Source organism: Paramylibacter kogurei, assembly GCF_002742285.1.
Lineage (GTDB): Bacteria > Pseudomonadota > Alphaproteobacteria > Rhodobacterales > Rhodobacteraceae > Amylibacter > Amylibacter kogurei.
This window is the reverse complement of record NZ_MDGM01000003.1, coordinates 164,161-188,247: the sequence shown is the minus strand read 5'-3', so window position 1 is coordinate 188,247 and position 24,087 is coordinate 164,161. Positions and strand designations below refer to the sequence as shown.

The following is a 24,087-nucleotide window of genomic DNA, read 5'->3' as shown; positions in this document are numbered from 1 at the left end:
GGTATCGTCACGCGAAACACAGTTGGGGAATGTTTGTGTCTGCATCGAAATCAACCGTCACACCAATGATGGCGCAATTTTTGGAAATCAAATCTGAATATCCAGATGCGTTATTATTTTATCGCATGGGTGATTTTTACGAAATGTTTTTCGATGATGCCGTTCACGCGGCAGAGGCATTGGATATTGCGCTTACAAAACGCGGCAAACACAACGGCGATGATATTCCCATGTGCGGTGTTCCACATCATGCCGCAGAAGGATATTTTTTAACTCTGATCCGCAAGGGTTTTCGCGTTGCCGTCTGCGAACAACTTGAATCACCGGAAGAGGCGAAAAAACGCGGTTATAAATCCGTTGTCAAACGCGGGGTTGTGCGGCTTGTCACGCCTGGAACCTTAACCGAAGATAGCCTTTTGAATGCCCGCCATCATAATTACCTTTGCGCCTGTTCAGAGGTGCGTGGGGAATTTGCGCTGGCTTGGGCGGATGTTTCAACGGGTGACTTTTTGGTGCAAAACTGTCCGCGGATTGCCCTTGGTCCATTGCTTGCGCGTCTTGCCCCAAAAGAAGTGTTGATTACAGAATCTCTTGGCCAAGAGTTACGCGAAGTTATATCGGATTCAGGTGCCGCAATCACCGAACTTTCACCTGCAAGCTTTGATAGCGCGGCGGGAACGGATCGTTTGCAAAAACAATTTGGCGTTAAATCCTTGGACGGATTTGGCCAATTTGCCCGCGTTGAATTGGGCGCACTTGGTGCAATTGTTGACTACCTTGCCATTACACAAAAAGGCAAACTGCCGATGTTGCGCCCCCCGATCAAAGAAAGCGCAAACACCGCGATGCAAATTGACGCCGCAACACGGCGCAATCTTGAAATTACGCATAATTTGTCCGGTGGTCGCGATTCAACGTTGTTGCGCACAATTGATCGCACGGTCACGGGTGGCGGTGCGCGTTTGCTTGAACGTCGATTAACCGCACCATCCACCAACATCAGCACAATCAATGAACGCCTTGATGCCGTTGGATATTTCACACAAAATTCATCCGCCAAAGATCAGGCTCGCGATGCGTTAAAACAAACCCCCGATATGGATCGTGCGTTATCACGCATATCGCTTGATCGTGCTGGCCCGCGTGACCTATCAGCCATTCAAAAAGGATTAGCCCAAGGCGCACAATTGGCCACCGATTTACATGCCGATGAATTACCACAAGTGTTGATCACTGCGTCCAAAGATTTGCAAGGCCACGACGAATTGTTCAATGCACTTGGCGACGCGTTAATTGCTGAACCCCCACTGTTATCACGTGACGGTGGGTTTGTTGCCGACGGGTATAATGATGAACTTGATGAATCACGCAAACTTCGTGACGATGGGCGCAAGATTATTTCTGCATTTCAGGCGGAATACAGTACATTAACCGGCATCAATGCGCTGAAAATAAAGCACAATAATGTGCTGGGCTATTTCATCGAAACGCCCGCAACCCATGCACAAAAAATGTTGAGCGAAGAATATTCTGATAAATTCATTCATCGTCAAACAACAGCAAACGCCGTTCGCTTTACCACCGTTGAATTATCGGAACTTGAAACCAAAATTTTAAATGCAGGTAGCCGGGCATTAGAAATTGAAAAACAAATATTTACGCAACTTTGTTCATTCATTTTAGAACGATCAGATGCCATATCTGTCGCGGCCAAGGCACTTGCGGAAATTGACCTTTCTTCAGCACTTGCCGACCTTGCAAATGGTGACGATTGGGTGCGCCCAAAGCTTTCTAATGATCGCACATTCAATATCATTGCTGGCCGCCATCCCGTTGTTGAATCCGCGCTGCGGCGTGATGGTAACCATGCGTTCGTGGCCAATGATTGTGATCTCAGCGCAGATGGCGAGGATGCAAAACCCGCTTGGCTATTAACCGGTCCAAACATGGCGGGTAAATCGACATTTTTGCGCCAAAATGCATTGATCGCGCTCCTTGCCCAAATGGGCAGCTTTGTACCCGCCCAAAGTGCTGAAATCGGAGTCGTCACTCAGTTGTTCAGCCGCGTCGGCGCATCCGATGATCTGGCACGCGGGCGTTCAACATTCATGGTTGAAATGGTCGAAACCGCCGCGATCTTAAACCAAGCGAACGAAGGTGCGCTGGTTATTTTGGACGAAATCGGCCGCGGTACAGCCACCTATGACGGGTTATCAATTGCATGGGCTACCTTGGAACACTTGCATGATGTTAACAAATGCCGAACGCTATTTGCGACACATTATCATGAACTTACAGGGCTTACTTCACAGCTTTCTGGTCTTGTGAACGCAACAGTGACGGTCCGCGAATGGGAAGGTGACATCATTTTCCTTCACGAGGTTAAACGCGGTGCTGCGGATCGATCATATGGTGTTCAAGTTGCCAAACTTGCTGGTCTGCCGGTCGCGGTAATTGAACGCGCGCGATCAGTATTGGAAAAACTCGAAGACGGTGCTGCATCTGGTGGCGGCAAAACCCAAACGCTTTTGGATGAATTGCCACTGTTCAATGCAAACCCGACACCCGCACAGTCAGCACCAAAAGAATCTGAGATCGAAAATGCATTACGCGAGGTTTTGCCAGATGAGCTAACACCCAAAGATGCGCTTGCTCTGATCTATGAGCTACGGAGTAAACTGGACTAAACCCCAGTCTCCATTTTGCTCAAATATCCAAAATTCACAACCCAGGCCCAGCAGAGCCCGGTGTCAAATCTTGGCCGAAACACATCCGGTTTCCGTCCAAATCGATGACTTCTAAATCGCGACAGCCATATACTTGATCCACAATTTCACGCGCCAATTCAATGCCGTTTCCTTGAATATGGTCGGCAAAAGCATTGATATCATTGAGATAAAAATATGAAACCCAGTTTTCACCAGACCCGCGTGCATCCAAATCACGCATCAATCCAACGGTTACGGTATCCAAGTGAACGATGGCAAAATTTACACTGCCATCGTCATTGTTCCAATGTCCCGCAATCTCAAACCCCATTGCAGCGAAAAAATCAGCAGATTTCAAAACGTCCTTCACGGACAGTATTGGCATTGATCTTTGGCCTTGGGACATGGTTTCGCTTTCTTATGTTGGTGATCCTGATGATACGCCAACTTGCGCAGGGCGCAAAAGTTTTTCTGCAATCATGAAACCCTCGTTCATCACCTGTGCAACACAGCCTTTGTCCACACCGGGAACAGGGGCTTCGTACATTGCTTCATGAATTTCTGGGTTAAATTTTGCGCCGATTTCTGGAACGATTGGCACGATTTGATGTTTTGCAAACACGCTAATCAATTCACGCTGAGTTAATTCAATACCCTCAAACAAACCTTTGTTTGCTTCGCGTTGTTCGTCCGTTGCGTGTTCCAATGCACGTTTCATATTGTCATAAACTGTCAATAAATCGCGGCCCAACTTACGCCCACCATAAATTTCCGCGTCACGACGATCACGTTCGCCGCGTTTGCGTTGGTTTTCCGCCTCTGCCATTGCGCGCATCAAACGATCCTTAAGGTCTTCGTTCTCTGCCTGTAATGCAACAACCGCATCGTCATCGGTTTCTTCTTCTGGTTCCGCAATCGGTTCGGCTTCTTCGTCCAAAAACCGTTCCAAATCTTTCATTTCTTCGTCCAAATCAATCTTTGGTTTGCCGTTTGTATCCGCCATGTTTCAGCCTCTTAACATGCGCCCAACCAATTGGGCCGTATAATCCACAATGGGCACGATCCGCCCATAGTTCAACCGCGTGGGCCCAATAACACCGACCGCACCGATCACTTTTCGATCAGCATCCATATACGGTGAAACCACCAATGACGACCCCGAAAGTGAAAAGAGTTTGTTTTCAGAGCCAATAAATATTTTCACACCGTCACCCGCATCTGTCAGATCCAAAAACTGAGCGATATCTTTCTTGGCTTCCAGATCGTCAAACAGTTGGCGAATACGCGCCATGTCCTCTTCGCTGCCAGCATCATTTAACAGATTTGAACGGCCCCGAACGATCAATCGTTCTTCGTTATTTGCATCCTTGCTCCAGACCGCAACACCAGCGGTTATCAAATTTTGCGCCAGCGCATCCAATTCTGATCGGCGCGCCGATATTTCACGTTCAACGATTGATTTCAGCTCGCGCACGGTATGACCTGCAACCATTGCATTCAAAAAATTCGCCGCCTCGCGCATTGCAGATGGCGTTTGGCCAACAGGCGGTGTGAACACGCGATTTTCCACATGACCATCCTCTGTTACCAAAACAACCAATGCCCGATCGGGTGAAAGGCTAACAAATTCAATGTGTTTAATCGGAGATTCCGTTTTTGGCGCCATCACCACAGATGCGGTATGGGTCAACCCCGACAACAACGATCCCGCATGATCCAACAGGGTTGAAATTTCGCTTTCATCCGACATCTGTTTATCAATTTCGCGCCGCTGCGCACCACCCAGATCGCCAACCTCCATGAATCCATCAACGAACAGCCGCAGGCCAAGTTGTGTTGGGATTCGACCCGCGCTCACATGCGGGCTATTTAACAGGCCGAGATGTTCCAAATCCTGCATCACATTGCGGATTGTGGCGGCGGAAACTTTTTCAGATAAGCTACGTGTTAGCGTACGCGATCCAACCGGATCACCCGTTTCCAGATAAGATTCCACCAACAGGCGAAAAACCTCGCGGCTACGATCCGTCATATCATTGGTTGGGTTTGGTGCGTTCAATTCACAAATACCACGTTGTTATGTCCCATTCATTCCTAAAAACTCTGTGTGCGTTGGTCAAATGGATTAACTGCGCATTTGTTTTCGGAATAAAAACAAGAAAAACAAACCAACGGCAAAACATGTCAAACCAAAACCCATCACATATGAAACAGATATATGATCGGCTGTGTAGGTTGGGTAAAAACCCTTGCGTACCATACCTGTCACATGGGTAAGCGGATTGATCAAAAGATATTTTTGATACTCCGTTGGCACATCTTCGACAATATACAAAACTGCCGACAAAAACACCAATGGGCGGGTCACAATACGCCAAAGGTTTTCCCAATTGGGCACATATACAAACAGAAATATATTCAACGTTCCAACGCCAAGCCCCATAATGGTCGCCATCAAAACACCAAGAATCATATATTCATATTGATGAACGGTGTGTGTCACGTACAACCATTCAATTGCGGTCACCAAAAAGTAGAACACAGTGACCAATATCGCCAAATTTACAAACAACCGCGCAAAAATCGCATCGGTAAACTTCACGCGTGAATAAGACAAAAGCCGTTTCGAAAATGACAAAGAGTTGGCGATTTTAAGTTGAACCTGGGAATATACATAAAACGGCAAATAGCCCGAGGCGTAAAATATCGCAAAATTTGACCCCAAAGAGGGTGATTTAAGCGCCAATGAAAACACAAACGTCAACAACGCGATGCTTAACACCGGTTCAGCAACCGCCCAGAAAAAATCGCTTGGCGATTTTCCATAGCTGGTCGCCATTTCGCGAAGCATCAACGACAATATCGTTCGTGCGGATGCGAAGCGTTGCTTTTGGATTCCAAGTGCCTGTGGTTTCATTTCGGTCAAAATGGGGTCTTTTCTCTTACATTGGTCAACTTTATTCCCTAAAACAGCGTTTAACAACCTAAACTCCGTGCAGTAAATATGAAGGCGTTATGTCAGATTCAAACAGACAAACCACATCAAAAAACAAAATGACGAGTGAAAACATGCAGGTTAAAAACAGCTCGAAACAAGAGGCCGATTATTCGTCGATGCCGATCCCTTCGGGAAAGTCTCGATTCAAACTTCGCCACTTTGTTGTTCTGCTCTCATTCATTCTTTTTGTTGCTGCTCCAACGGCGGTATGCGTTTGGTATTTTAACGCACGCGCCGCAGATCAATTTTCATCAACTGTTGGCTTTACCGTTCGCCAAGAGGAAACGTCATCAGGTCTTGATATTCTGGGTGGTGTTGCGTCACTGGGATCATCGGGAACATCTGATACCGATATTTTGTTTGAATATATTCAAAGCCAGGAGCTGGTCGCAAAGCTCAATAAATCGCTCAACCTCAAAGCGCTGTATAGCAAACCAGAAAATGATCCCATTTTCTCTTTTGATCCCGATGACCCGATAGAGGATTTGGTGCGTTATTGGTCGCGCATGGTCAAAATTTATTATGATTCTTCAACCCAACTTATTGAATTGCAAGTTTTGGCGTTTAGTGCGGATGACGCAACACGCATCGCACAAGAGATTTTTAATGAATCCAGCCTGTTGATCAATCGCCTGAGTGCAATCGCACAATCCGATGCAACGCGCTTTGCGAAATTAGAGCTCGACAATGCCGTTGATCGGCTTAAATCCGTGCGACAAATAATTTCCAAATTCCGCTCTGATAATTTGATCGTCGATCCCAACGTAGATCTACAAAGCCAAATGGGCATTCTGTCATCCCTACAACAACAATTGGCGGAGGCCTTGATCGAACAAGATTTGTTGGACAAAACCGCCAGCCGCCAAGACGCGCGTAAAGATCAAATTTCACGAAAAATTTCCGCGATTGAAGCACGTATCGCACAAGAACGCGCAAAGCTTGGTGGGAGCGGATCAGAAAATGTGCGTTTTACCGATCTGCTGACAACCTACGAAGAAATGCGTGTGGATTTGGAATTTGCACAGACGTCATATGTCAGCGCATTGGCCACTTATGATAGCGCGCTATCCGATGCACGCCGCAAGAGCAGATATCTAGCGGCATATATCGAGCCAACCCAAGCTGAAACGTCACAATTCCCAAAACGTGGTACAATCACGGGAATGATCACGTTTTTCCTATTCCTCATATGGTCCATCGGGACGTTGGTATTTTATAGCGTCCGCGACCGCCAAGCGTAACATGATTGAAATCCGCAATCTGACCAAAGTTTATCGTTTGAACGGTACATCACACAAAGTTGCCGACAATCTGTCTGTGACGTTTCCGTCAAACAAAAGTGTTGCGTTGCTTGGGGCAAACGGTGCGGGCAAATCCAGCCTGTTAAACATGATCTCCGGTTCGGTTCATTACGATTCAGGGACAATCAGAAAAACCGGCGCAATATCTTGGCCAGTGGGCTATGCGGGAAGTTTCCACAAAGAATTAACTGGCGTTCAGAATGTTCGGTTTCTGGCGCGTGTTTACGGCGTTGATACCGATGATTTAATCGATTTCGTGCGCGATTTCGCCGAGCTTGGCAAACACTTTAACCTTCCGCTTGATTCATATTCTTCTGGAATGCGATCGCGTCTGTCGTTCGGTGTTTCAATGGGTGTAAAATTTGACACCTATCTTGTGGACGAAGTTATGGCCGTGGGTGACGCGCGGTTTAAAAACAAATGTCGGCTGGTCATGAAAGAGCGCCTTCAAGATAGCGGTGCCGTTATCGTTTCACACTCCACACGTCAAATATCAGAGCTTTGTGATTCTGGTGCGGTATTGAAAGATGGGAAAATTACATATTTCGAAGATGTCCAAGACGCCCTAGACTTGCACCACAAAAATATGGAACAAGCGGGCGAAAGAAGAAGCCGCGTTGATCCAAAACAAAAACAGCTCCGCAAAGAAAACAAAAAACGCCGCTTAGAAGAAAAACTTGCAAGGCTGGCAGCGAAACAAAAATAGGAATACATCATGCGCCCATCAGGCCGAAAAATAGACGAAATGCGCGCCATCAGCGTTGAAACAGGGATCACCAAACACGCCGAAGGTTCGTGTTTCATCAAATGCGGTGATACGCATGTGTTATGCACCGCATCTGTCGAAGATCGCTTGCCACCGTGGTTGCGCAATTCTGGTCTGGGTTGGGTAACAGCGGAATACGGCATGTTGCCCCGCGCCACTGGTTCACGAAATCGCAGAGAGGCCGCCGCTGGTAAACAATCTGGCCGCACACAAGAGATTCAGCGTCTTATCGGGCGATCACTGCGTGCAGGTGTTGATCGTGTTGCATTGGGTGAACGCCAAATCACCGTTGATTGTGATGTTATCCAAGCCGATGGAGGCACACGCTGTGCATCCATCACTGGTGGTTGGATTGCGCTTCGCCTTGCGGTGGATGCGTTGATGAAAGCGGGTGATATCAAAGAAAACCCGCTTACCGATCACGTGGCGGCGGTGTCATGTGGCATCTATGGCGGTCAACCCGTATTGGATTTGGATTACGCCGAAGATTCCGAAGCAGGCACAGATGCAAATTTCGTGATGACTGGGGCAGGTGGCATGATTGAAATCCAAGGCTCCGCCGAAGGCGCCACCTTTAGCCGCGCTGAATTCGATCAATTGATGGATTTGGCTGAAAAAGGTGTTGCTGAATTGGTTGCCGCGCAAAAGGCAGCGATTGCATAATGCGCAAGCTTACCGAAAAAAAAATCGTTCTCGCATCGCATAACGCGGGCAAGCTTCGCGAAATCGCGGCGTTGCTGGAACCATTTGGCATTGATGTCGTATCGGCTGGTGATCTGGGGCTTGATGAACCCGAAGAAACCGAAGACACATTCGCAGGCAACGCACGGATAAAGGCACATTATGCCGCCAATAAATCCGGACTTCCTGCATTATCCGATGACAGCGGCATTGCGGTTGCGGCATTGGCTGGCGCTCCTGGTGTTTACACCGCGGATTGGGCCGAAACCCCAAATGGGCGCGACTTTGTCATGGCGATGACAAAAACCTGGGATCTGTTGGAAAAGGCAGAGGCGCCCCTGCCACGCGCAGCACAATTTTGCTGCACCTTGTGTATCGCATGGCCAGACGGACATGACGAAATATTCGAGGGCACCGTTGATGGTTCGCTCACTTGGCCCATGCGCGGTGAGCTTGGGTTTGGGTATGATCCGATATTTGTTCCTGATGGGTTTAGCGAAACCTTTGGTGAAATGGATCCCGCCCAAAAACACAAGATGAGCCATCGCGCCGATGCTTTTGCAAAACTCGTTTCACAATGTCTGAGCGCGTAATCACACAAGATTGGCAAAACGCTGGTTTTGGCATTTATATCCATTGGCCGTTTTGCGCAGCCAAATGCCCATATTGCGATTTCAATTCACATGTACGCAACAGCGTTGACCACGATCAATGGTTGGCAGCGTTGATTGATGAACTCCAAATCGCATCCGAACGTACAAAAAACCGTGTCGTGAATACGGTTTTTTTCGGTGGCGGCACGCCGAGCCTTATGCAGCCAAGGGTTGTTCAAAAGCTTATTGAAACCATCGACAATCTGTGGGGGCTTTCCCCCAATGTTGAAATTACGCTAGAGGCAAATCCAACATCTGTTGAGGCTGGTAAATTTTTCGATTTTGCGCACGCAGGTGTCAATCGCGTTTCAATGGGTGTTCAGGCATTAAATGATCCTGATTTAAAACGACTAGGGCGGATGCATTCGGTGGCAGAGGCACAATCCGCTTTTGATATTGCAAAGACACATTTCAAACGGGTGAGCTTTGATCTTATCTACGCTCGCCAAGATCAAACCCTTACAGATTGGGAATCCGAATTGCGCCGCGCATTGGATATGGCGGTGGATCATTTGTCTTTGTACCAGCTCACAATTGAACCCCAAACCGCGTTTGGGAATTTGTTTGAGCGCGGAAAATTACACGGGCTTCCGGCCGATGATACCGCTGCGGATATGTATGATATCACGCAACAGATTTGCACCGATGCAGGCATGCCAGCCTACGAGGTTTCAAATCACGCCGCCGCGGGGCAGGAATCTCAGCACAATTTAATTTATTGGCGATACGGAGATTACGTTGGTGTTGGGCCGGGCGCACATGGTCGTATCACTGTCGGTGGTAAACGCATCGCAACCGAATCCATCCGCAATCCAGAGGCTTGGTTAAACGCAGATCAAAAAACCAAAGACGTGGAAATCATATCAAACACGGATCAAGCAGCCGAATATTTGATGATGTCGTTGCGCCTGTCAGAAGGAAGCGATGTTGCGCGGTTCAAAAACCTGTCTGGGCAATATTTGCCCAATGATGTCATCACCACACTTTGCACCGATGGGTTGCTCCGCCAAACCAACAGCCACATCATCGCAACGCAAAAGGGGCGGATCATTCTTAACGCTTTGCTTCGTGATCTTTTAGTTTAGACAGGGATCATGAAAAATCTTTGGACAATGGCGGGGTTTGTGATGGTCGCATTAGGTGCGATTGGCGCGATATTGCCGTTGCTGCCCACCACGGTATTCATGATCATGGCCGCCTTTTGTTTTGCCAAAGGTTCGGATCGCGCACATGCATGGCTGATGAATCACAAAATATTTGGCCAAGCGATCAAAGACTGGCAACGCAACGGTGCGATTGCTCCAAAATCAAAACGCATTGCGACCTTGTCGATTATTGCGGTGTTTTTGGTATCTGTACTTATGAATGTAAATCTCCCAATCCTAATCTTACAGGCTGGGATTTTAACATGCGTTTTAATCTTTATTTGGACGCGCCCAAATCATTAACGCCGCTGGGACGAAAGAATTGCGCATAACCGATCTAGTTCATCAAGGTTTTTATAGCTGATCGTCACCGAACCCGTTTCACCACCAGCCTTATGATCAATGGATGTCTTCATCCCCAGATTCACCGACAGATCGGTTTCAAGTGCGCGTGTATCGCTATCCTTCGCAGGTGCAGAAAGTTTAAGCGCGTTTTTCGGCTTCAACCCGTTTTTTGCCAATGTTTCGGCCTGACGCACGGACATGCTTTTCTTGATGATTTCGCGTGCCATCGCGCTTGCATCATCATTGCCAACAAGAGCACGCGCATGACCAGCCGTAAGTTTCCCTTGGCGTAAATATGTCAGCACATCCGCAGGCAGGTTTAATAACCGCAACACATTTGCGATATGGCTTCTGCTTTTACCAAGCGCTGTTGATACCTGTTCTTGCGTATGGCCAAATGAATCCATCAATGCGCGATAACCAAGCGCCTCTTCAACTGCGTTTAAATCTGCACGCTGTACGTTTTCGATAATCGCAACTTCCAACACTTCGCGATCGGACATCTTGCGCAAAAGTACCGGAATTTCATGAAGCTGCGCTTTTTGCGATGCACGCCAACGACGCTCGCCCGCAACGATTTGATAATCGCCCTGGTGTAACGGATCTTCGCGCACAATAATTGGTTGGATCACACCGCGTTCCGCGATTGATGCAGCAAGGTTTTCCAGCTCTTCTGGATCAAAATCCCGACGTGGCTGGTCCGGGTTTGGGTGAATCTTTTCAATCGCAATACGCATTTCACCCTCGCGACGCGGCGCTGATTCACCCGCGTTTGGCGTTGGCGAAGGTTCGATATCAGCCATCAACGCGCTCAACCCACGGCCAAGGCCTCTTTTTTCTGGTTTTTTTGACATTTATTCAACCTTTCCAATGGGTTAGCGCTAATTTTGCCCTGCTAAAAACTCATGTGCCAGCGCAACATATGCACGCGCACCTTTTCCATACTGATCATAATGAACCGCCGCCTGACCATAAGAGGGCGCTTCTGAAATGCGAACATTTCTTGGGATGATTGCCTCGTAAACCAAACCGCCAAGATTTTCGCGCGCATCTTTTTCAACCTGCTGCGAAAGCTTGTTACGACGATCAAACATTGTCAGCAAAACACCCTCAACCCGCAAGGTTGATCCAAGGCTTTCGCGCACATCTTTGATTGTTAACAATAGCTGAGACAACCCTTCCAATGCGAAAAATTCGGATTGCAGCGGCACCAAGACCGTATCACTGGCCACAAACGCATTTACCGTCAGCAACGATAATGACGGAGGGCAATCGATGAAAACATAATCAAAGTTTTCTTTGGCAAGGATTGGGTCCTGTAACGCTTTTTTCAAACGCATAACACGCGCCTTGTCCTCGATCATTTCGATATCGGCAGAGCTTAAATCAGTGGTCGATGGCACCAAACACAGGTTGTTCACCTGTGTCATCACCGTCGCTTTTGAAAGCGGCTCGCCATCCACCAACACATCATACAGCGTCAATTTACGATCAGGCGCCAAATGCCCCAAACCGGTCGATGCGTTACCTTGCGGATCAAGATCAAGAATAAGAACCTTTTTCCCCAAATCAGCCAATGCGACGGCAAGATTGATAGTGGTAGTGGTTTTTCCCACGCCACCTTTTTGGTTTGCGACAGAAATAATCTTCATTTTTGGGCAATCCCTGTAATTTTGACGATCCGTGCCTCTTGTTGGGTCACGCTTTGAAAAGTCTCAGCAGTGAATGAATGACTCTGCTGTGCCTCTTCCAATTCTCTATCACAGCCCTGACCTTTCAAAAACAAACAATTACCGTTTGAAGCTAAGATTTTATCGCAAAAGGTCAAAAGCTGGGAAATAGAAGCCAGAGCACGCGCCGATACCACGTCAAATTTTTGGTTTTCGATTGTTTCAATGCGCTGCGTCAATATTTGCACATTCACTCCCACCGCTCTGGCTGTGTTGCGCAGAAATGCACATTTACGTGCATCGCTTTCCACCAATGTGATATTTAAATCGGGTCGCTTTTCATGCGCGATAATGGCCAGAACCAAACCGGGAAATCCCGCACCTGATCCGATATCAACCCAAGATGTTGTGGTTTCGGGCACATGGAGCCATATTTGTGCTGAGTCCAAAAAGTGTCGCTGCCATTTTTCATCGAGCGTTGTTTTGGAAACCAAGTTGATTGTCGGGTTCCATTTTTCAAGCAATGCAGCATAGGTTTCCAATTTTTCCATTGTTTCACGTGAAACATTGGTAAGGGATACCAATTGTGCTTGTGCATCTGCTTCGCTCATGCACGCTTCTCCAGATTTCCTCGGCGCAAACGTGCAAGGATCAAAACAAGCGCAGCTGGCGTCATGCCATCAATACGCCCAGCTTGGCCAATCGTAGTGGGGCGCACATTTGAAAGTTTGGTTTGCAACTCTATCGACAATCCGGCAATGCCTGAATATTCAAACTTATCAGGAATCGCCATATTTTCATCCTTGCGCAGGGCGGCAACATCCGCCTTTTGGCGATCAATATATTGGGCATATATTGCGTCACGCTCCACTTGAACCGCAATATCATGATCAATTTTTGCAAGTTCTGGCCAAACCTTGGACAAGGATTGCAGCGTTACATCTTTGTAAGCAAGGAAATCATTACCATTTCGACGAATGCCGTCCTGATTAATCGCAATGCCATTTTTCTTGGCCTCTGTAGGCGTCATCACGCAAGAGCCCAACAGCTCTTTGGCGTTTGATAATTTGTCCATCTTTGAATCAAAGGCGGCTTTACGCGTTTCAGAAACACAGCCAAGCTCGATCCCAATCGGCGTTAATCGCTGATCCGCGTTATCTGCACGCAAACTCAAACGATATTCCGCCCGGCTCGTAAACATACGATATGGTTCAGACACACCGCGCGTCGTCAGATCGTCAATCATCACCCCGATATAGCTTTCTGCTCGGCTAAAGATTACGGATTCCAAACCTTGTGCGCGGCGGGCCGCGTTTAATCCAGCAACCAAACCTTGAGCCGCTGCTTCCTCATATCCTGTGGTTCCGTTGATTTGACCCGCTAGATATAGACCTGAAACGTCTTTTAGTTCCAATGTTGGGCGAAGAGCGCGGGGATCGACATAATCATATTCGATAGCATATCCAGGTTGAAGGATCGTCACACTTTCCAACCCAACCATCGAATGAACGTAATCACGCTGTACATCTTCGGGCAGGCTGGTTGAAATTCCGTTTGGGTAAACCGTGTGATCGTTCAAGCCTTCTGGCTCCAAAAACACCTGATGGCTATCTTTATCAGCAAAGCGGACAATTTTATCTTCGATTGATGGGCAATAACGCGGACCAACGCCATCAATATGCCCCCCATACATCGCGCTGCGTGACAGGTTTTTTTCAATAATCGCGTGAGTCTTGGCGTTTGTATGCGTAATACCGCATGAAATTTGCGCGGGGTGTTCACCCTTTTTCGCCAAAAACGAGAATAGCGCCGGATCTTCGTCCGGTCCTTGGGTTTCCAAAATATCCCAATTAATGGTTCGCCCATCCAAACGCGGCGGTGTGCCGGTTTTCAATCGCCCCATAGGAAGATTGAAACTATCCATCCGCTCCGCAAGTTTAATGGACGCATCATCACCCATGCGACCGCCAGAATGGCTTACATCACCGATATGAATCAACCCACGCAAAAACGTACCTGTTGTTAAAACAACGGCTTGGGCGTTGATTTGGGTCCCATCACGCAGAATAACACCCTTACAGGTGTTAGATTCCATGATCAAATCGGCGACTTCGGCCTCGATAACATCTAAACCTTCGCGATGAACGAATTCTTTCTGCATCGCGGCACGGTAAAGTGCACGATCTGCCTGCGTTCGCGGACCCTGAACAGCAGGGCCCTTGCGGCGATTTAACAGGCGAAACTGAATTCCCGCCTGATCCGCGACGCGCCCCATAACGCCATCTAGCGCATCAATTTCGCGCACCAAATGACCTTTACCCAATCCGCCGATCGCCGGGTTACAAGACATTTCGCCAATGCGGTCAAAGCGATGCGTGATAAGTGCCGTCCGCGCACCGCTTCGCCATGCGGCCTGCGCAGCATCTGCACCTGCGTGACCGCCTCCGATAACGATGACATCAAAATGTTTCACGTGAAACAATCCTATTGTTGTGGTTGCCTCGTCTATACGTCGAATCAGGATAGCAAGGGAAGGGGTGAAAATTGTTTCACGTGAAACAATCGCAATTATTTGCCGAGACAGAAGCTGGCAAAAATTTCGTCAAGCAGGTCTTCAACATCAACCTTGCCGATAACACCGTTCAAGGATGCGATACCTTGGTGAAGTTCTGCCGCAGCAATTTCCGAAACTTCCGGCCCGTCCAAAACGAGTGCTCGTCCAGTGTTAAGGGAGTGCAGAGCCTGTTCCATACCAATTCGATGGCGTTCCCGCGTCGCGGTCTGTGCAAATGCGGCTTTGTTTGAAAGTGACGAATCAATAATTTCTATAAGTTTATCAATACCTTGGCCAGATTTTCCTGAAATTTTCAATCCCTCAGAGCTTGCTGAGATATCAGACTTGCCTATGGCTACGATATCATCGACGAGAGGCGTCATTTTCAGACCCTCGATTTCACCATTTTCTGTCAAAAATACCCGAAGATCGGCAGCCTCTGCCCGTTGACGCGCCAAGCCTACGCCAAGCTTTTCAATCTGATTGTCGGTTTCGCGAATGCCCGCGGTATCCAAAAGAGTAACGGCGAGCCCGTTGATATCCATCCGTACCTCGATCACATCACGCGTGGTTCCGGCAATTTCAGATGTGATTGCTGCTTCGCGACCCGCAAGCGCGTTGAGCAAGGTGGATTTGCCAACATTTGGTTTTCCAACGATGGCGACCTCGAATCCATCACGAATCCGTTCGGCGGCAAAGCTTCCTTTGATTTCGGATTCGAGATCGCGGGTCACGTTATCAATCAGCGTCAAAACTTCTGGGCTCACATCGGTTGGGATATCTTCGTCTGCAAAATCAATTGTTGCCTCGATCAATGACACAGCACGAATAAGATCTCGCCGCCAGCCGTTAACCTTGTCCGATAGGGCGCCTGTCATTACATTTGATGCAAGCTTTCGCTGTGCCTCGGTTTCCGCATCAATCAGATCGGCCAGCCCTTCGACCTGAACCAAATCGAGACATCCGTTTTCCAAAGCTTTGCGTGTGAACTCTCCTGGTTCGGCCATACGTGCATTTGGATGATCGCCAAGAATTCGCAACAAGGCAGAAACCACCGCAGTTGATCCATGACAATGGATTTCAACAACCTCTTCACCGGTAAAGCTCGCACCTTTGGCAAAAGTTAAAATCAAAACCTCGTCAATAAGTTCACCACCAGATTTAAATTTGCGCAATGATCGATCGGGGGTTGTCAGCCCTGTGCCAACATATTCTTCGATCAATGCAACGGCGCCACGGCCAGATAGCCGCAGCACGGCCACACCAGCGCGACCCTTGGCGCTGGCGAGTGCAAAAATGACATCTGACATAAGATTAAACCGTTGTTTTAAAACGAAATTATGTATTCATAGAGTCGAAAAATTCGCTGTTGGATTTTGTTTGTTTCAACTTACCAAGCAAGAATTCAATCGCATCTGTTGTGCCCATTGGGTTCAGAATACGACGGAGAACGAAGGTTTTGGCCAGATCGGCAGGATCAACCAACAGGTCCTCTTTCCGTGTACCAGATTTCAGAATATCAATCGCTGGGAACACGCGCTTATCTGCAATCTTACGATCCAGAACGATTTCAGAGTTACCAGTCCCTTTGAATTCCTCAAAGATAACTTCGTCCATGCGCGAACCTGTGTCGATCAATGCGGTGGCGATGATTGTGAGCGAACCGCCTTCTTCGATGTTACGTGCCGCACCAAAGAAACGTTTTGGGCGTTGCAATGCATTGGCGTCCACACCACCGGTCAAAACCTTGCCCGATGATGGCACCACAGTATTAAACGCACGGCCCAAACGGGTGATGGAATCAAGCAAGATCACAACATCGCGTTTATGTTCGACCAAACGCTTTGCCTTTTCGATCACCATTTCGGAAACGGCCACGTGGCGCGTTGCTGGTTCATCAAATGTGGATGATACAACCTCGCCCTTCACAGAACGCTGCATGTCGGTCACTTCTTCTGGCCGCTCGTCGATCAGCAAAACAATCAGATAGCATTCAGGGTGGTTCTTTTCGATGCTTGCGGCGATATTTTGCAAGATAACCGTTTTACCAGTGCGCGGTGGTGCAACAATCAGCGAACGCTGACCTTTACCAATTGGTGATACCAGATCAATCACGCGTGCTGATTTATCCTTGATCGTGGGATCTTCGATTTCCATTTTCAGGCGTTCATCAGGATAAAGCGGTGTCAGGTTGTCAAAGTGAACTTTGTGTTTCACTTCTTCTGGATCGGAGAAATTGATCGACGTTACCTTTGTCATCGCAAAGTAACGTTCGGCATCTTTGGGTGAACTGATCCAACCTTCAACAGTGTCACCTGTACGCAATGAATGGCTACGGATCATTTCAGGGGATACATAAATATCCTCTGGTCCTGCGAGATAGTTCGCCTGTGGTGAACGCAAAAAACCAAACCCGTCTTGCATCACTTCTAAAACACCGTCGCCTGAAACCTCTGCGCCTTCTTCTGACATTTCTTTCAGAATGGCGAACATCATTTCGCCTTTGCGCATCGTGCTTGCGTTTTCAATTTCCAGCTCTTCTGCTTGTTTTAACAGATTTGCCGCAGACAACGCCTTAAGCTCTGACAAATTAATTTTTTCGTTTTCCATAGATTGTATTCCAAACAGATCATCACATGCCATTTCAGCACATGGAAAAATTTCGTTTTTGAGGAACGGTTTATATTTGCGGTGGGAGACACCAAACCGTGTTTCCCAATCCATACGTGAATTCACATGGAAGAGTCAAACCATTAGAATGGGCGCGCGATGACCATAATCACAATTATGATCATGAATACGGTCGGCACCTCGTTTAACATCCGATAGGCTTTGCCAGAATAGGGGCGTTCACCTGCCGCCAACAGTTTTCTTTGTTTGCTCAGAAAACCGTGAAAACCAGACATCAAAATTACCGAAATCAGTTTAACCCAAATCCACCCCTGTCCCCAATCTATGATTCCAGGGGTGACAAGCATCAATATCCCACAAATCCACGTGACCGCCATGGCGGGATTTATAATACGTTTCATCAATAAATATTCCCAGCGCACCAGCGTTTCATCAAAATTGATATGCTTTGGATCTGTTTCAACGTGATAAACAAATAGGCGTGGTAAGTAGAGCATCCCAGCCATCCAGGAAATCACTGCAATGACATGCAATGATTTTATCCAAGGATAAAGTGATGAAAGAATATCCATATTGGGGTTCCAGATTAAAAGGATCGTTTCTTCCTATCTATAATAAATAAGAAAGAAAGAAAGATTGTTGTTTATGTAGATACCTATGAATATCGTGGATCAAACTTTATTCACAGAATTGCTCACATATTTTTTAAACGGCTATAATGTGACTAAATCTTAGTCTCCATTTTGTATAAATATCCAAAAGACCAAATTTTCAACGGTCAAACCACTTAACAATTCTGTGGATAACTTTTGGATAAACTTTCAAAATTTCTTTGCTCACACAAAACATATTCAATCAGTTCAACGTTATTCACTGTGTGTAGAATTATGAATTTTGGGTAACAGTTCGTGAACAGTTTTGAATCAAGCCATTCTATTCCCGTTGTTCAAATTAAACTCTAAATTAATACACGTTTTATCCACAGCGATCTGAGGATAAAACGCCACTTCATCTTGGTGCGTTGCCTGTCTATAACAGCGCCATGAAACATAACGTTATTCTGGCATCTGGCTCTAAAACACGTGCTGATCTTTTGCGATCTGCTGGCGTTGTGTGCGATGTCATTCCTGCAAAAATTGACGAAGCCGCAATAAAGGCATCTTTGTTGGCCGAGGGTGCAAAACCAAATGATATTGTCGATGCGCTCGCAGAGTACAAAGCATTACGTGTGGTTGGAAAAAATCCATCTGGTTTGGTGATTGGATCTGATCAGATATTGGTCTGTGAAAAACAGATTTATGATAAGGCTAACACCATGGATGGCGCACGAGATAAGCTGTTGGCTCTTCGTGGTAAGCCACATCAATTATTATCCGCAGCAGTCATTTTTGAAAATGGGAAACCAGTGTGGCGCACCATTGGTCGTGCACAACTTTTTATGCGCGATTTTTCGGATGAATTTTTGGATGGCTATCTTGAACGCGGTGGAACGGATTTGTTGCAATCGGTGGGATGCTATTTTCTTGAATCAGAGGGGGTACAGCTTTTCTCACGCATTCAAGGGGACTATTTCACCGTGCTTGGTTTCCCATTGTTAGAGGTTGTCGATTTTCTGCGCACGAGAGGAGTGATTGAAACATGATCAAAGCGGGCGTTATTGGTTGGCCGATTTCACAGAGCAAATCGCCAATCATTCATGGGTATTGGTTAAACAAATACGGCATCAAAGGAAGCTATGAAAAAATCGCATTTTCTGTTGATGAATTTGACGATGGCGTGAAAAAATTGCGCGATGATGGGTATGCGGGTGTGAATGTCACCGCCCCACACAAAGAGGCGGCCTTGTCACTGGCGGATCATAGTTCGGATCGTGCGAAAATGATTGGTGCGGCAAATACCTTGGTTTTCAAAGATGGCGAAATTCATGCCGATAACACCGATGGCGAAGGGTTTTTAAATAATGTTATCCAACGTGCACCAGATTGGAATGTGGGTGCCGGGCCAGCATTGGTATTGGGTGCGGGGGGTGCTGCACGCGCTGTTATATCGGCGCTGATTGATGCAGGTGTTCCTGAATTAATTTTGGTGAATCGCACACGTGCACGGGCCGAAAACTTGGCCACACATTTTGGTCGGCGTGTTGTTGTTGCCAATTGGGTGGATGCGGTGCCTGCATCAGGTGCGGTTTCAACAATTGTGAATACCACATCACTTGGCATGTTGGGTTGTGATCCATTGGAATTTTCATGTGAAAACTTAAACCCGTCAATTCTGGTCACCGATATCGTTTATAACCCGCTTGAAACGGATCTATTGAAAAACGCAGCGCAAAAGGGTTGCGCAACGGTTGATGGTTTGGGAATGCTTTTGCACCAAGCCGTTCCCGGTTTTGAGCAATGGTTTGGAACGCGCCCCGTTGTCGATGAAATTTTGCGCGAACGTGTATTGGAAGCATTATGAGCAAACTTTATGTTTTGGGTTTGACAGGTTCCATTGGGATGGGAAAAACCACCACGGCGAATATGTTTCGTGATGCACAAATCGCCGTTTGGGATGCCGATGCCGCGGTACATGAATTATATACTACGCACACCGATACGATTGAAAAAATTGCTGAACTTGCACCCATTGCTGTTGATGGTGATGGGGTAAACCGCGACCGTCTTCGCAATGTGTTACAGGCGGATAAATCGTTATTCGCAAAACTTGAACAAATTGTGCACCCTGCAATTCGCATGCATCGCGATGCGTTTTTGACCAAGTGTCGCGAATTGAGTTTGTCGCTCGCTGTGGTGGACATTCCATTGCTCTTTGAAACCGGTGCGGATGAATGGGTGGATGGCGTATTGGTCGTGTCAACAAGTGCTGACAACCAGCGAGCGCGCGTTCTGAAACGTGGCATGGATGAAAAATCATTTGAAATGATCTTGTTTCGTCAAACGCCAGATGCGGAAAAACGTGCACGTGCGGATTTTGTCATCGAAACGAATTCACTGGAACATGTGCGCACAGAGGTGCATAAATTGATCGAACAACTGACCAAGGAACATTGATGCGCGAAATCGTTTGGGATACGGAAACAACTGGTTTTGATCCGGCCTCTGGCGATCGCTTGGTCGAAATTGGCGCGGTTGAATTGGATAAACATTTGCCCACGGGGCGGGTGTATCACCAATATATCAACCCAGAACGCGATATGCCCGACGGCGCGTTTCAGGTGCACGGGCTTTCAATTGATTTTCTCAAGGATTACCCAACATTCAAAGAAATCGGTCAGGGTTTTTTGGATTTCGTTGGCGATGGAATTTTGATTGCGCATAACGCGACATTTGACATGAAATTCATCAATGCGGAATTGGGCTGGGCAAATTTGCCAACGATCCCAATGTCGCAATCGTTGGATAGCTTGGAATTAGCGCGTAAAAAATATCCAGGTGCCCAAAATTCATTGGATGCATTGTGTCGCCGATTTGGCGTGGATAATTCAGCACGTGAAAAACACGGCGCGTTGCTCGATTCCGAAATTCTGGCAGAAGTGTATCTAGAGCTGATCGGCGGGCGCCAGCCTGATTTTTCGCTGAATGTTGTTGCGGGTACAGATACACAAGTTACCCAATCGGATTGGGTTGCAAGCCCGCGCCAAACACCATTGCCCAGCAAATTAACCGATGCCGAAAATGCGGCACATTCGGAATTCATTGCCAAATTGGGCGACGAAGCAATCTGGAACAAATTTTCCAAATAAAAAGAGCGGCCAAATTGACCGCTCTTAACATCAAGATTTGATGATTAGTTTTTTGGTGCTTCTTCTGCCGCGCGGCGTTGAAGTTCAGCGCGGTAAAGTGCAAGATAATCGATATTGTCAACATTCAACGGAGGGTATCCGCCATCCGCTGTGACATCGCGAACGATGCGGCGCATGAATGGGAACAACATGCGTGGGCATTCGATCATCAAAAACGGATGGAGCTGATCTTCGGGAACGTTTTGGATCACAAACAGGCCCGCATAATCCAATTCCATCAAGAATACGGTTTCTTCATCTGTTTTTGCAGAAACGGTTAGTTTTTGAATAACTTCATATTGATCATCGCCACCTTTGCGCGCATCAAGATTCACCTGAACGCTGATTTCAGGTTGAACAGATTTACCAATGTTTTTCTGTGCTGCGATATTTTCAAAAGACATATCGCGAATGTATTGGTTAACGCATTGCATGGACGGGGCTTGTGGCGCCGCCGCTTCTTCTTTTTTAGCCATCAGATAAGCTCCGTTTTAAAAATTCAGCCTGTGTCTAACAACTATTCAATCAATGGACAATCAGTGTTTCGTCCAACCTGAATTTCCTGGGTCTTTGTCTTCGTCGATCACACTAAAATCACCCTCAACCGTATCATTGGGTTGATTTCGCGGCCGTTGTTCGGGTTGGTTTGAATAGACGTGCACATTGGCCGAGTTTAACATTTTGGCACCACCCCATTTAATGATCGCGGCGCGAACAGGCGGGATCAACAACAAGATGCCAACCGCATCGGTGAAAAACCCAGGTGTTAGCAACACAACGCCCGCCACCAATATTAGCGCACCATTGACCATGGGGTTCACAGGGCTTTCGCCGCGCGCCATGCTGTTTTGTAATTGACCCATCACAGCAAAACCTTGGCTGCGCAATAATACCGTGCCTGCAAATGCCGTTAAAATGACAATCGCAAGGGTCGGCCACAGCCCCAATATCCCACCAACCTGAATAAACAGGGCGATTTCAATGATTGGAACCAGCACAAGAATTAAAAATAGCCACATGGGACACCTCAATTTTACGTCAGTTTAGTGGACTAAGCCCGCCATGTGACTTAGATAGGAGCAAAGGGCGCGATGCAACAGGGTGATTGCGCAAATGTGAAGAGGTTAAAATGGGCTCTGCAAGTACACAACTGATTGTATTGGCGATTATCGCAGTGTTTCTTATTCTGAAACTGCGCAGTGTTTTGGGCACGCGTGATGGGTTTGAACCCAAAAACGATCCAACTGCAAAATCCGCCGCAAGCAATCGCAAAGGGCCAGATTTAACCGTTTTGGATGGTGGAGTTGATGCCGATATCGCTGATCACGTTGATGTAAAATCCATGGCGGGCAAGGCATTGGCCGCAATGAAACGCGCAGAGCCATCGTTTACAGTGGATGAATTTTTAGCAGGTTCGCGCCAAGCCTATGAAATGATCCTGATGGCATTTGAAGGCGACGATTTGGAAACATTGCAAATGTTCTTGTCCGAAGATGCATATGACAGCTTTAAATCCGTGATCGACGCGCGCCAAGAACAAGGTCTGAAGGTTGACGCACAATTCGTTGGTATTCGCCAAATGGAGCTTAAAGACGCAAGCTTTGATGGCGCCACGAAAACGGGTGAAATCACGGTATTCTTTGAATGTGAATTGACATCCGTTGTGAAAAACGAAGCCGATGAAATTATCGAAGGCGATAAAACCGCAATCAAACGCCAGCGCGACGAATGGACATTTGCACGCACCATGGGCAGCGATGATCCCAACTGGGAATTGGTTGAAACGGGCGGATGATTGTTGCACGCCTGATCCTTGGCTTGGCGCTGATTATTGCGCCAGCAAATGTTCACGCGGAAACGCCCGCCAACGGGGCGTCATTGCGAAAGGTTCCGTTTTCTGCGCTGAAAGGGTGGGAAACGGATGATCATGCAGCGGCGCTAAGGGCATTTCAAAAAACCTGTTCCAAGGCACGCACAGCACATTTTTTTGATGCTGATGTTTGGAAACCGATTTGCCATATCGCAAAATCCAACCCTGATGCGAAACAGTTTTTCGAAACCTTGTTTCACCCCGTTCTTGTTGGCGAAGAAACCAGCGCAAAATTCACTGGTTATTACGAACCTGAAATTGCCGGGTCACGAATGCGCGGGGGAAAATACCAATATCCAATCTATCGTATGCCACCTGAAATAAAACAGGGCGAGGTATGGAAAACACGCGCGGAAATACAAACGGGAATATTGGATGGGCGCGGATTGGAAATTGCGTATCTTGATGATCCAGTCGAAGCATTCTTTTTACAAATTCAGGGATCGGGCCGGATCAAGTTTCCAAACGGAACAGGTATTCGTGTTGGATACGCAGGGTTTAACGGACATAAATATAAATCGATTGGCAAAGAATTGGTGCGGCGCGGTACGATGAATCTGCATCAAGTATCCGCACAAAAAATAAAAAACTGGGTGCGGAAAAATCCAGCTGCAGGCAACGAGTTATTGGCGCATAATCCAGGGTTTGTGTTTTTTCGTGAAATCAAATCGCTAAACAAAAATGATGGTCCGATTGGTGCGATGCAGGTGTCAATCACACCGGAACGATCCATCGCCGTTGACCCGATTTATACCCCGCTTGGTGCACCCGTTTGGATTGACAAACGAGGGCGCGATCCGATGCGCCGTTTGATGATTGCCCAAGATGTTGGTTCCGCGATCAAGGGATTGCAACGCGCCGATATATATTACGGCACTGGTAAATCCGCGGGTAAAATTGCGGGGCGCACACGATCATCAGGGCGTATGTTTGTTTTATTACCGCTCGAGGCGGTGCGCCGCATTTTTCCAGAAGGTTGAA

Annotated in this window: 26 protein-coding genes; 13 read left to right on the top strand and 13 right to left on the bottom strand. The window is 47.3% G+C overall.

Annotated features, from left to right (window positions below):
- Positions 1-29 precede the first annotated feature (29 nt).
- On the top strand, positions 30-2,687 hold the full coding sequence (gene mutS / locus BFP76_RS01555) for a DNA mismatch repair protein MutS (RefSeq protein WP_240513955.1): 2,658 nt from the start codon (positions 30-32) through the stop codon (positions 2,685-2,687).
- A gap of 34 nt (positions 2,688-2,721) precedes the next feature.
- Here the strand turns inward: mutS and BFP76_RS01550 are convergent, their stop codons facing one another.
- The 4 genes from BFP76_RS01550 to BFP76_RS01535 all read right to left on the bottom strand — a co-directional run bounded on the left by BFP76_RS01550 (position 2,722) and on the right by BFP76_RS01535 (position 5,625).
- Positions 2,722-3,093: a VOC family protein gene (locus tag BFP76_RS01550; protein WP_099591407.1), complete on the bottom strand. Its 372-nt coding sequence runs from the start codon at positions 3,091-3,093 to the stop codon at positions 2,722-2,724.
- 33 nt (positions 3,094-3,126) lie between these two features.
- Complete coding sequence (locus tag BFP76_RS01545) at positions 3,127-3,711, bottom strand: nucleotide exchange factor GrpE (protein WP_099591406.1); 585 nt, start codon at positions 3,709-3,711, stop codon at positions 3,127-3,129.
- Positions 3,712-3,714: 3 nt separating this feature from the next.
- On the bottom strand, positions 3,715-4,740 hold the full coding sequence (hrcA, locus tag BFP76_RS01540) for a heat-inducible transcriptional repressor HrcA (protein ID WP_099591526.1): 1,026 nt from the start codon (positions 4,738-4,740) through the stop codon (positions 3,715-3,717).
- A 93-nt stretch (positions 4,741-4,833) separates the two neighbouring features.
- On the bottom strand, positions 4,834-5,625 hold the full coding sequence (locus BFP76_RS01535; protein ID WP_240513962.1) for an ABC transporter permease: 792 nt from the start codon (positions 5,623-5,625) through the stop codon (positions 4,834-4,836).
- A gap of 98 nt (positions 5,626-5,723) precedes the next feature.
- Between BFP76_RS01535 and BFP76_RS01530 the strand changes: the two genes are divergently transcribed.
- Genes BFP76_RS01530 through BFP76_RS01505 form a run of 6 tightly spaced genes read left to right on the top strand, consistent with a single transcriptional unit; the run spans position 5,724 to position 10,555 of the window.
- Entirely contained in the window at positions 5,724-6,947 is a 1,224-nt protein-coding gene (locus tag BFP76_RS01530) for a KpsE/RkpR family capsule polysaccharide export protein (RefSeq protein WP_240513954.1), read from the top strand.
- Position 6,948: 1 nt separating this feature from the next.
- Entirely contained in the window at positions 6,949-7,713 is a 765-nt protein-coding gene (locus BFP76_RS01525) for an ABC transporter ATP-binding protein (RefSeq protein WP_099591404.1), read from the top strand.
- 9 nt (positions 7,714-7,722) lie between these two features.
- Positions 7,723-8,436, top strand: coding sequence for a ribonuclease PH (gene rph, locus BFP76_RS01520; RefSeq protein WP_099591403.1), 714 nt, complete (start codon positions 7,723-7,725; stop codon positions 8,434-8,436).
- On the top strand, positions 8,436-9,047 hold the full coding sequence (gene rdgB, locus BFP76_RS01515) for an RdgB/HAM1 family non-canonical purine NTP pyrophosphatase (RefSeq protein WP_099591402.1): 612 nt from the start codon (positions 8,436-8,438) through the stop codon (positions 9,045-9,047). The genes rph and rdgB overlap by 1 nt, the downstream gene beginning before the upstream one ends.
- Complete coding sequence (gene hemW / locus BFP76_RS01510; RefSeq protein ID WP_099591401.1) at positions 9,032-10,192, top strand: radical SAM family heme chaperone HemW; 1,161 nt, start codon at positions 9,032-9,034, stop codon at positions 10,190-10,192. Before rdgB ends, hemW begins: the two co-directional genes overlap by 16 nt.
- A gap of 9 nt (positions 10,193-10,201) precedes the next feature.
- Positions 10,202-10,555 (top strand): YbaN family protein, encoded by a 354-nt coding sequence (locus BFP76_RS01505; protein ID WP_099591400.1) that lies wholly within the window; start codon positions 10,202-10,204, stop codon positions 10,553-10,555.
- Here BFP76_RS01505 and BFP76_RS01500 read toward each other — a convergent pair.
- The 7 genes from BFP76_RS01500 to hemJ form a co-directional block, all read right to left on the bottom strand.
- Positions 10,552-11,451 carry a ParB/RepB/Spo0J family partition protein gene (locus tag BFP76_RS01500; protein ID WP_099591399.1) on the bottom strand — a complete coding sequence of 300 codons (900 nt, stop codon included), beginning with the start codon at positions 11,449-11,451 and terminating at the stop codon, positions 10,552-10,554. The two genes, BFP76_RS01505 and BFP76_RS01500, sit on opposite strands and share 4 nt — an antisense overlap.
- Before the next feature lie 27 nt (positions 11,452-11,478).
- The gene (locus BFP76_RS01495) at positions 11,479-12,249 is read right to left on the bottom strand and encodes a ParA family protein (RefSeq protein WP_099591398.1); all 771 of its coding nucleotides are present in this window, start codon (positions 12,247-12,249) and stop codon (positions 11,479-11,481) included.
- Complete coding sequence (rsmG, locus tag BFP76_RS01490) at positions 12,246-12,878, bottom strand: 16S rRNA (guanine(527)-N(7))-methyltransferase RsmG (RefSeq protein WP_099591397.1); 633 nt, start codon at positions 12,876-12,878, stop codon at positions 12,246-12,248. Before rsmG ends, BFP76_RS01495 begins: the two co-directional genes overlap by 4 nt.
- Positions 12,875-14,740, bottom strand: a complete 1,866-nt coding sequence (gene mnmG / locus BFP76_RS01485) for a tRNA uridine-5-carboxymethylaminomethyl(34) synthesis enzyme MnmG (RefSeq protein WP_099591396.1) — start codon at positions 14,738-14,740, stop codon at positions 12,875-12,877. Before mnmG ends, rsmG begins: the two co-directional genes overlap by 4 nt.
- 95 nt (positions 14,741-14,835) lie before the next feature.
- Positions 14,836-16,131 carry a tRNA uridine-5-carboxymethylaminomethyl(34) synthesis GTPase MnmE gene (gene mnmE / locus BFP76_RS01480; RefSeq protein WP_099591395.1) on the bottom strand — a complete coding sequence of 432 codons (1,296 nt, stop codon included), beginning with the start codon at positions 16,129-16,131 and terminating at the stop codon, positions 14,836-14,838.
- Between the two features lie 28 nt (positions 16,132-16,159).
- Positions 16,160-17,431 (bottom strand): transcription termination factor Rho, encoded by a 1,272-nt coding sequence (rho, locus tag BFP76_RS01475; protein WP_099591524.1) that lies wholly within the window; start codon positions 17,429-17,431, stop codon positions 16,160-16,162.
- 143 nt (positions 17,432-17,574) lie between these two features.
- A complete protein-coding gene (hemJ, locus tag BFP76_RS01470) occupies positions 17,575-18,024 on the bottom strand; it encodes a protoporphyrinogen oxidase HemJ (protein WP_099591394.1) in 450 nt (149 codons plus the stop codon).
- Positions 18,025-18,494: 470 nt separating this feature from the next.
- Between hemJ and BFP76_RS01465 the strand changes: the two genes are divergently transcribed.
- The 4 genes from BFP76_RS01465 to dnaQ are packed head-to-tail and all read left to right on the top strand — an operon-like array spanning position 18,495 to position 21,197.
- Positions 18,495-19,094 carry a Maf family protein gene (locus BFP76_RS01465; RefSeq protein WP_099591393.1) on the top strand — a complete coding sequence of 200 codons (600 nt, stop codon included), beginning with the start codon at positions 18,495-18,497 and terminating at the stop codon, positions 19,092-19,094.
- A complete protein-coding gene (locus tag BFP76_RS01460) occupies positions 19,091-19,912 on the top strand; it encodes a shikimate dehydrogenase (protein WP_099591392.1) in 822 nt (273 codons plus the stop codon). Before BFP76_RS01465 ends, BFP76_RS01460 begins: the two co-directional genes overlap by 4 nt.
- Positions 19,909-20,505 (top strand): dephospho-CoA kinase, encoded by a 597-nt coding sequence (coaE, locus tag BFP76_RS01455; protein WP_099591391.1) that lies wholly within the window; start codon positions 19,909-19,911, stop codon positions 20,503-20,505. Before BFP76_RS01460 ends, coaE begins: the two co-directional genes overlap by 4 nt.
- Positions 20,505-21,197, top strand: a complete 693-nt coding sequence (gene dnaQ / locus BFP76_RS01450) for a DNA polymerase III subunit epsilon (RefSeq protein WP_099591390.1) — start codon at positions 20,505-20,507, stop codon at positions 21,195-21,197. Before coaE ends, dnaQ begins: the two co-directional genes overlap by 1 nt.
- A 44-nt stretch (positions 21,198-21,241) precedes the next feature.
- Here the strand turns inward: dnaQ and secB are convergent, their stop codons facing one another.
- The gene (secB, locus tag BFP76_RS01445; RefSeq protein WP_099591389.1) at positions 21,242-21,712 is read right to left on the bottom strand and encodes a protein-export chaperone SecB; all 471 of its coding nucleotides are present in this window, start codon (positions 21,710-21,712) and stop codon (positions 21,242-21,244) included.
- Positions 21,713-21,772: 60 nt separating this feature from the next.
- Positions 21,773-22,255: an FxsA family protein gene (locus BFP76_RS01440; RefSeq protein WP_099591388.1), complete on the bottom strand. Its 483-nt coding sequence runs from the start codon at positions 22,253-22,255 to the stop codon at positions 21,773-21,775.
- A 110-nt stretch (positions 22,256-22,365) separates the two neighbouring features.
- Here BFP76_RS01440 and BFP76_RS01435 point away from each other — a divergent pair, with 110 nt between their 5' ends.
- Together BFP76_RS01435 and mltA are read left to right on the top strand one after the other, a co-directional pair.
- The gene (locus BFP76_RS01435) at positions 22,366-23,031 is read left to right on the top strand and encodes a Tim44/TimA family putative adaptor protein (protein ID WP_099591523.1); all 666 of its coding nucleotides are present in this window, start codon (positions 22,366-22,368) and stop codon (positions 23,029-23,031) included.
- Positions 23,028-24,086: a murein transglycosylase A gene (gene mltA / locus BFP76_RS01430; protein ID WP_099591387.1), complete on the top strand. Its 1,059-nt coding sequence runs from the start codon at positions 23,028-23,030 to the stop codon at positions 24,084-24,086. The genes BFP76_RS01435 and mltA overlap by 4 nt, the downstream gene beginning before the upstream one ends.
- Position 24,087: the final 1 nt, after the last annotated feature.

Bases quoted from the DNA above. Each gene is read 5' to 3' on its own strand.
- rho (WP_099591524.1), bottom strand. From the start codon at position 17,431: ATGGAAAACGAAAAAATTAATTTGTCAGAGCTTAAGGCGTTGTCTGCG.
- coaE (WP_099591391.1), top strand. From the start codon at position 19,909: ATGAGCAAACTTTATGTTTTGGGTTTGACAGGTTCCATTGGGATGGGA.
- BFP76_RS01460 (WP_099591392.1), top strand. From the start codon at position 19,091: ATGATCAAAGCGGGCGTTATTGGTTGGCCGATTTCACAGAGCAAATCG.
- secB (WP_099591389.1), bottom strand. From the start codon at position 21,712: ATGGCTAAAAAAGAAGAAGCGGCGGCGCCACAAGCCCCGTCCATGCAA.
- BFP76_RS01465 (WP_099591393.1), top strand. From the start codon at position 18,495: ATGAAACATAACGTTATTCTGGCATCTGGCTCTAAAACACGTGCTGAT.
- BFP76_RS01525 (WP_099591404.1), top strand. From the start codon at position 6,949: ATGATTGAAATCCGCAATCTGACCAAAGTTTATCGTTTGAACGGTACA.
- BFP76_RS01550 (WP_099591407.1), bottom strand. From the start codon at position 3,093: ATGCCAATACTGTCCGTGAAGGACGTTTTGAAATCTGCTGATTTTTTC.
- BFP76_RS01495 (WP_099591398.1), bottom strand. From the start codon at position 12,249: ATGAAGATTATTTCTGTCGCAAACCAAAAAGGTGGCGTGGGAAAAACC.
- BFP76_RS01535 (WP_240513962.1), bottom strand. From the start codon at position 5,625: ATGAAACCACAGGCACTTGGAATCCAAAAGCAACGCTTCGCATCCGCA.
- BFP76_RS01435 (WP_099591523.1), top strand. From the start codon at position 22,366: ATGGGCTCTGCAAGTACACAACTGATTGTATTGGCGATTATCGCAGTG.
- mnmE (WP_099591395.1), bottom strand. From the start codon at position 16,131: ATGTCAGATGTCATTTTTGCACTCGCCAGCGCCAAGGGTCGCGCTGGT.
- mltA (WP_099591387.1), top strand. From the start codon at position 23,028: ATGATTGTTGCACGCCTGATCCTTGGCTTGGCGCTGATTATTGCGCCA.
- BFP76_RS01530 (WP_240513954.1), top strand. From the start codon at position 5,724: ATGTCAGATTCAAACAGACAAACCACATCAAAAAACAAAATGACGAGT.
- rsmG (WP_099591397.1), bottom strand. From the start codon at position 12,878: ATGAGCGAAGCAGATGCACAAGCACAATTGGTATCCCTTACCAATGTT.
- rdgB (WP_099591402.1), top strand. From the start codon at position 8,436: ATGCGCAAGCTTACCGAAAAAAAAATCGTTCTCGCATCGCATAACGCG.
- BFP76_RS01500 (WP_099591399.1), bottom strand. From the start codon at position 11,451: ATGTCAAAAAAACCAGAAAAAAGAGGCCTTGGCCGTGGGTTGAGCGCG.
- hemJ (WP_099591394.1), bottom strand. From the start codon at position 18,024: ATGGATATTCTTTCATCACTTTATCCTTGGATAAAATCATTGCATGTC.
- BFP76_RS01440 (WP_099591388.1), bottom strand. From the start codon at position 22,255: ATGTGGCTATTTTTAATTCTTGTGCTGGTTCCAATCATTGAAATCGCC.
- hrcA (WP_099591526.1), bottom strand. From the start codon at position 4,740: ATGACGGATCGTAGCCGCGAGGTTTTTCGCCTGTTGGTGGAATCTTAT.
- BFP76_RS01545 (WP_099591406.1), bottom strand. From the start codon at position 3,711: ATGGCGGATACAAACGGCAAACCAAAGATTGATTTGGACGAAGAAATG.
- mutS (WP_240513955.1), top strand. From the start codon at position 30: ATGTTTGTGTCTGCATCGAAATCAACCGTCACACCAATGATGGCGCAA.
- rph (WP_099591403.1), top strand. From the start codon at position 7,723: ATGCGCCCATCAGGCCGAAAAATAGACGAAATGCGCGCCATCAGCGTT.
- BFP76_RS01505 (WP_099591400.1), top strand. From the start codon at position 10,202: ATGAAAAATCTTTGGACAATGGCGGGGTTTGTGATGGTCGCATTAGGT.
- hemW (WP_099591401.1), top strand. From the start codon at position 9,032: ATGTCTGAGCGCGTAATCACACAAGATTGGCAAAACGCTGGTTTTGGC.
- dnaQ (WP_099591390.1), top strand. From the start codon at position 20,505: ATGCGCGAAATCGTTTGGGATACGGAAACAACTGGTTTTGATCCGGCC.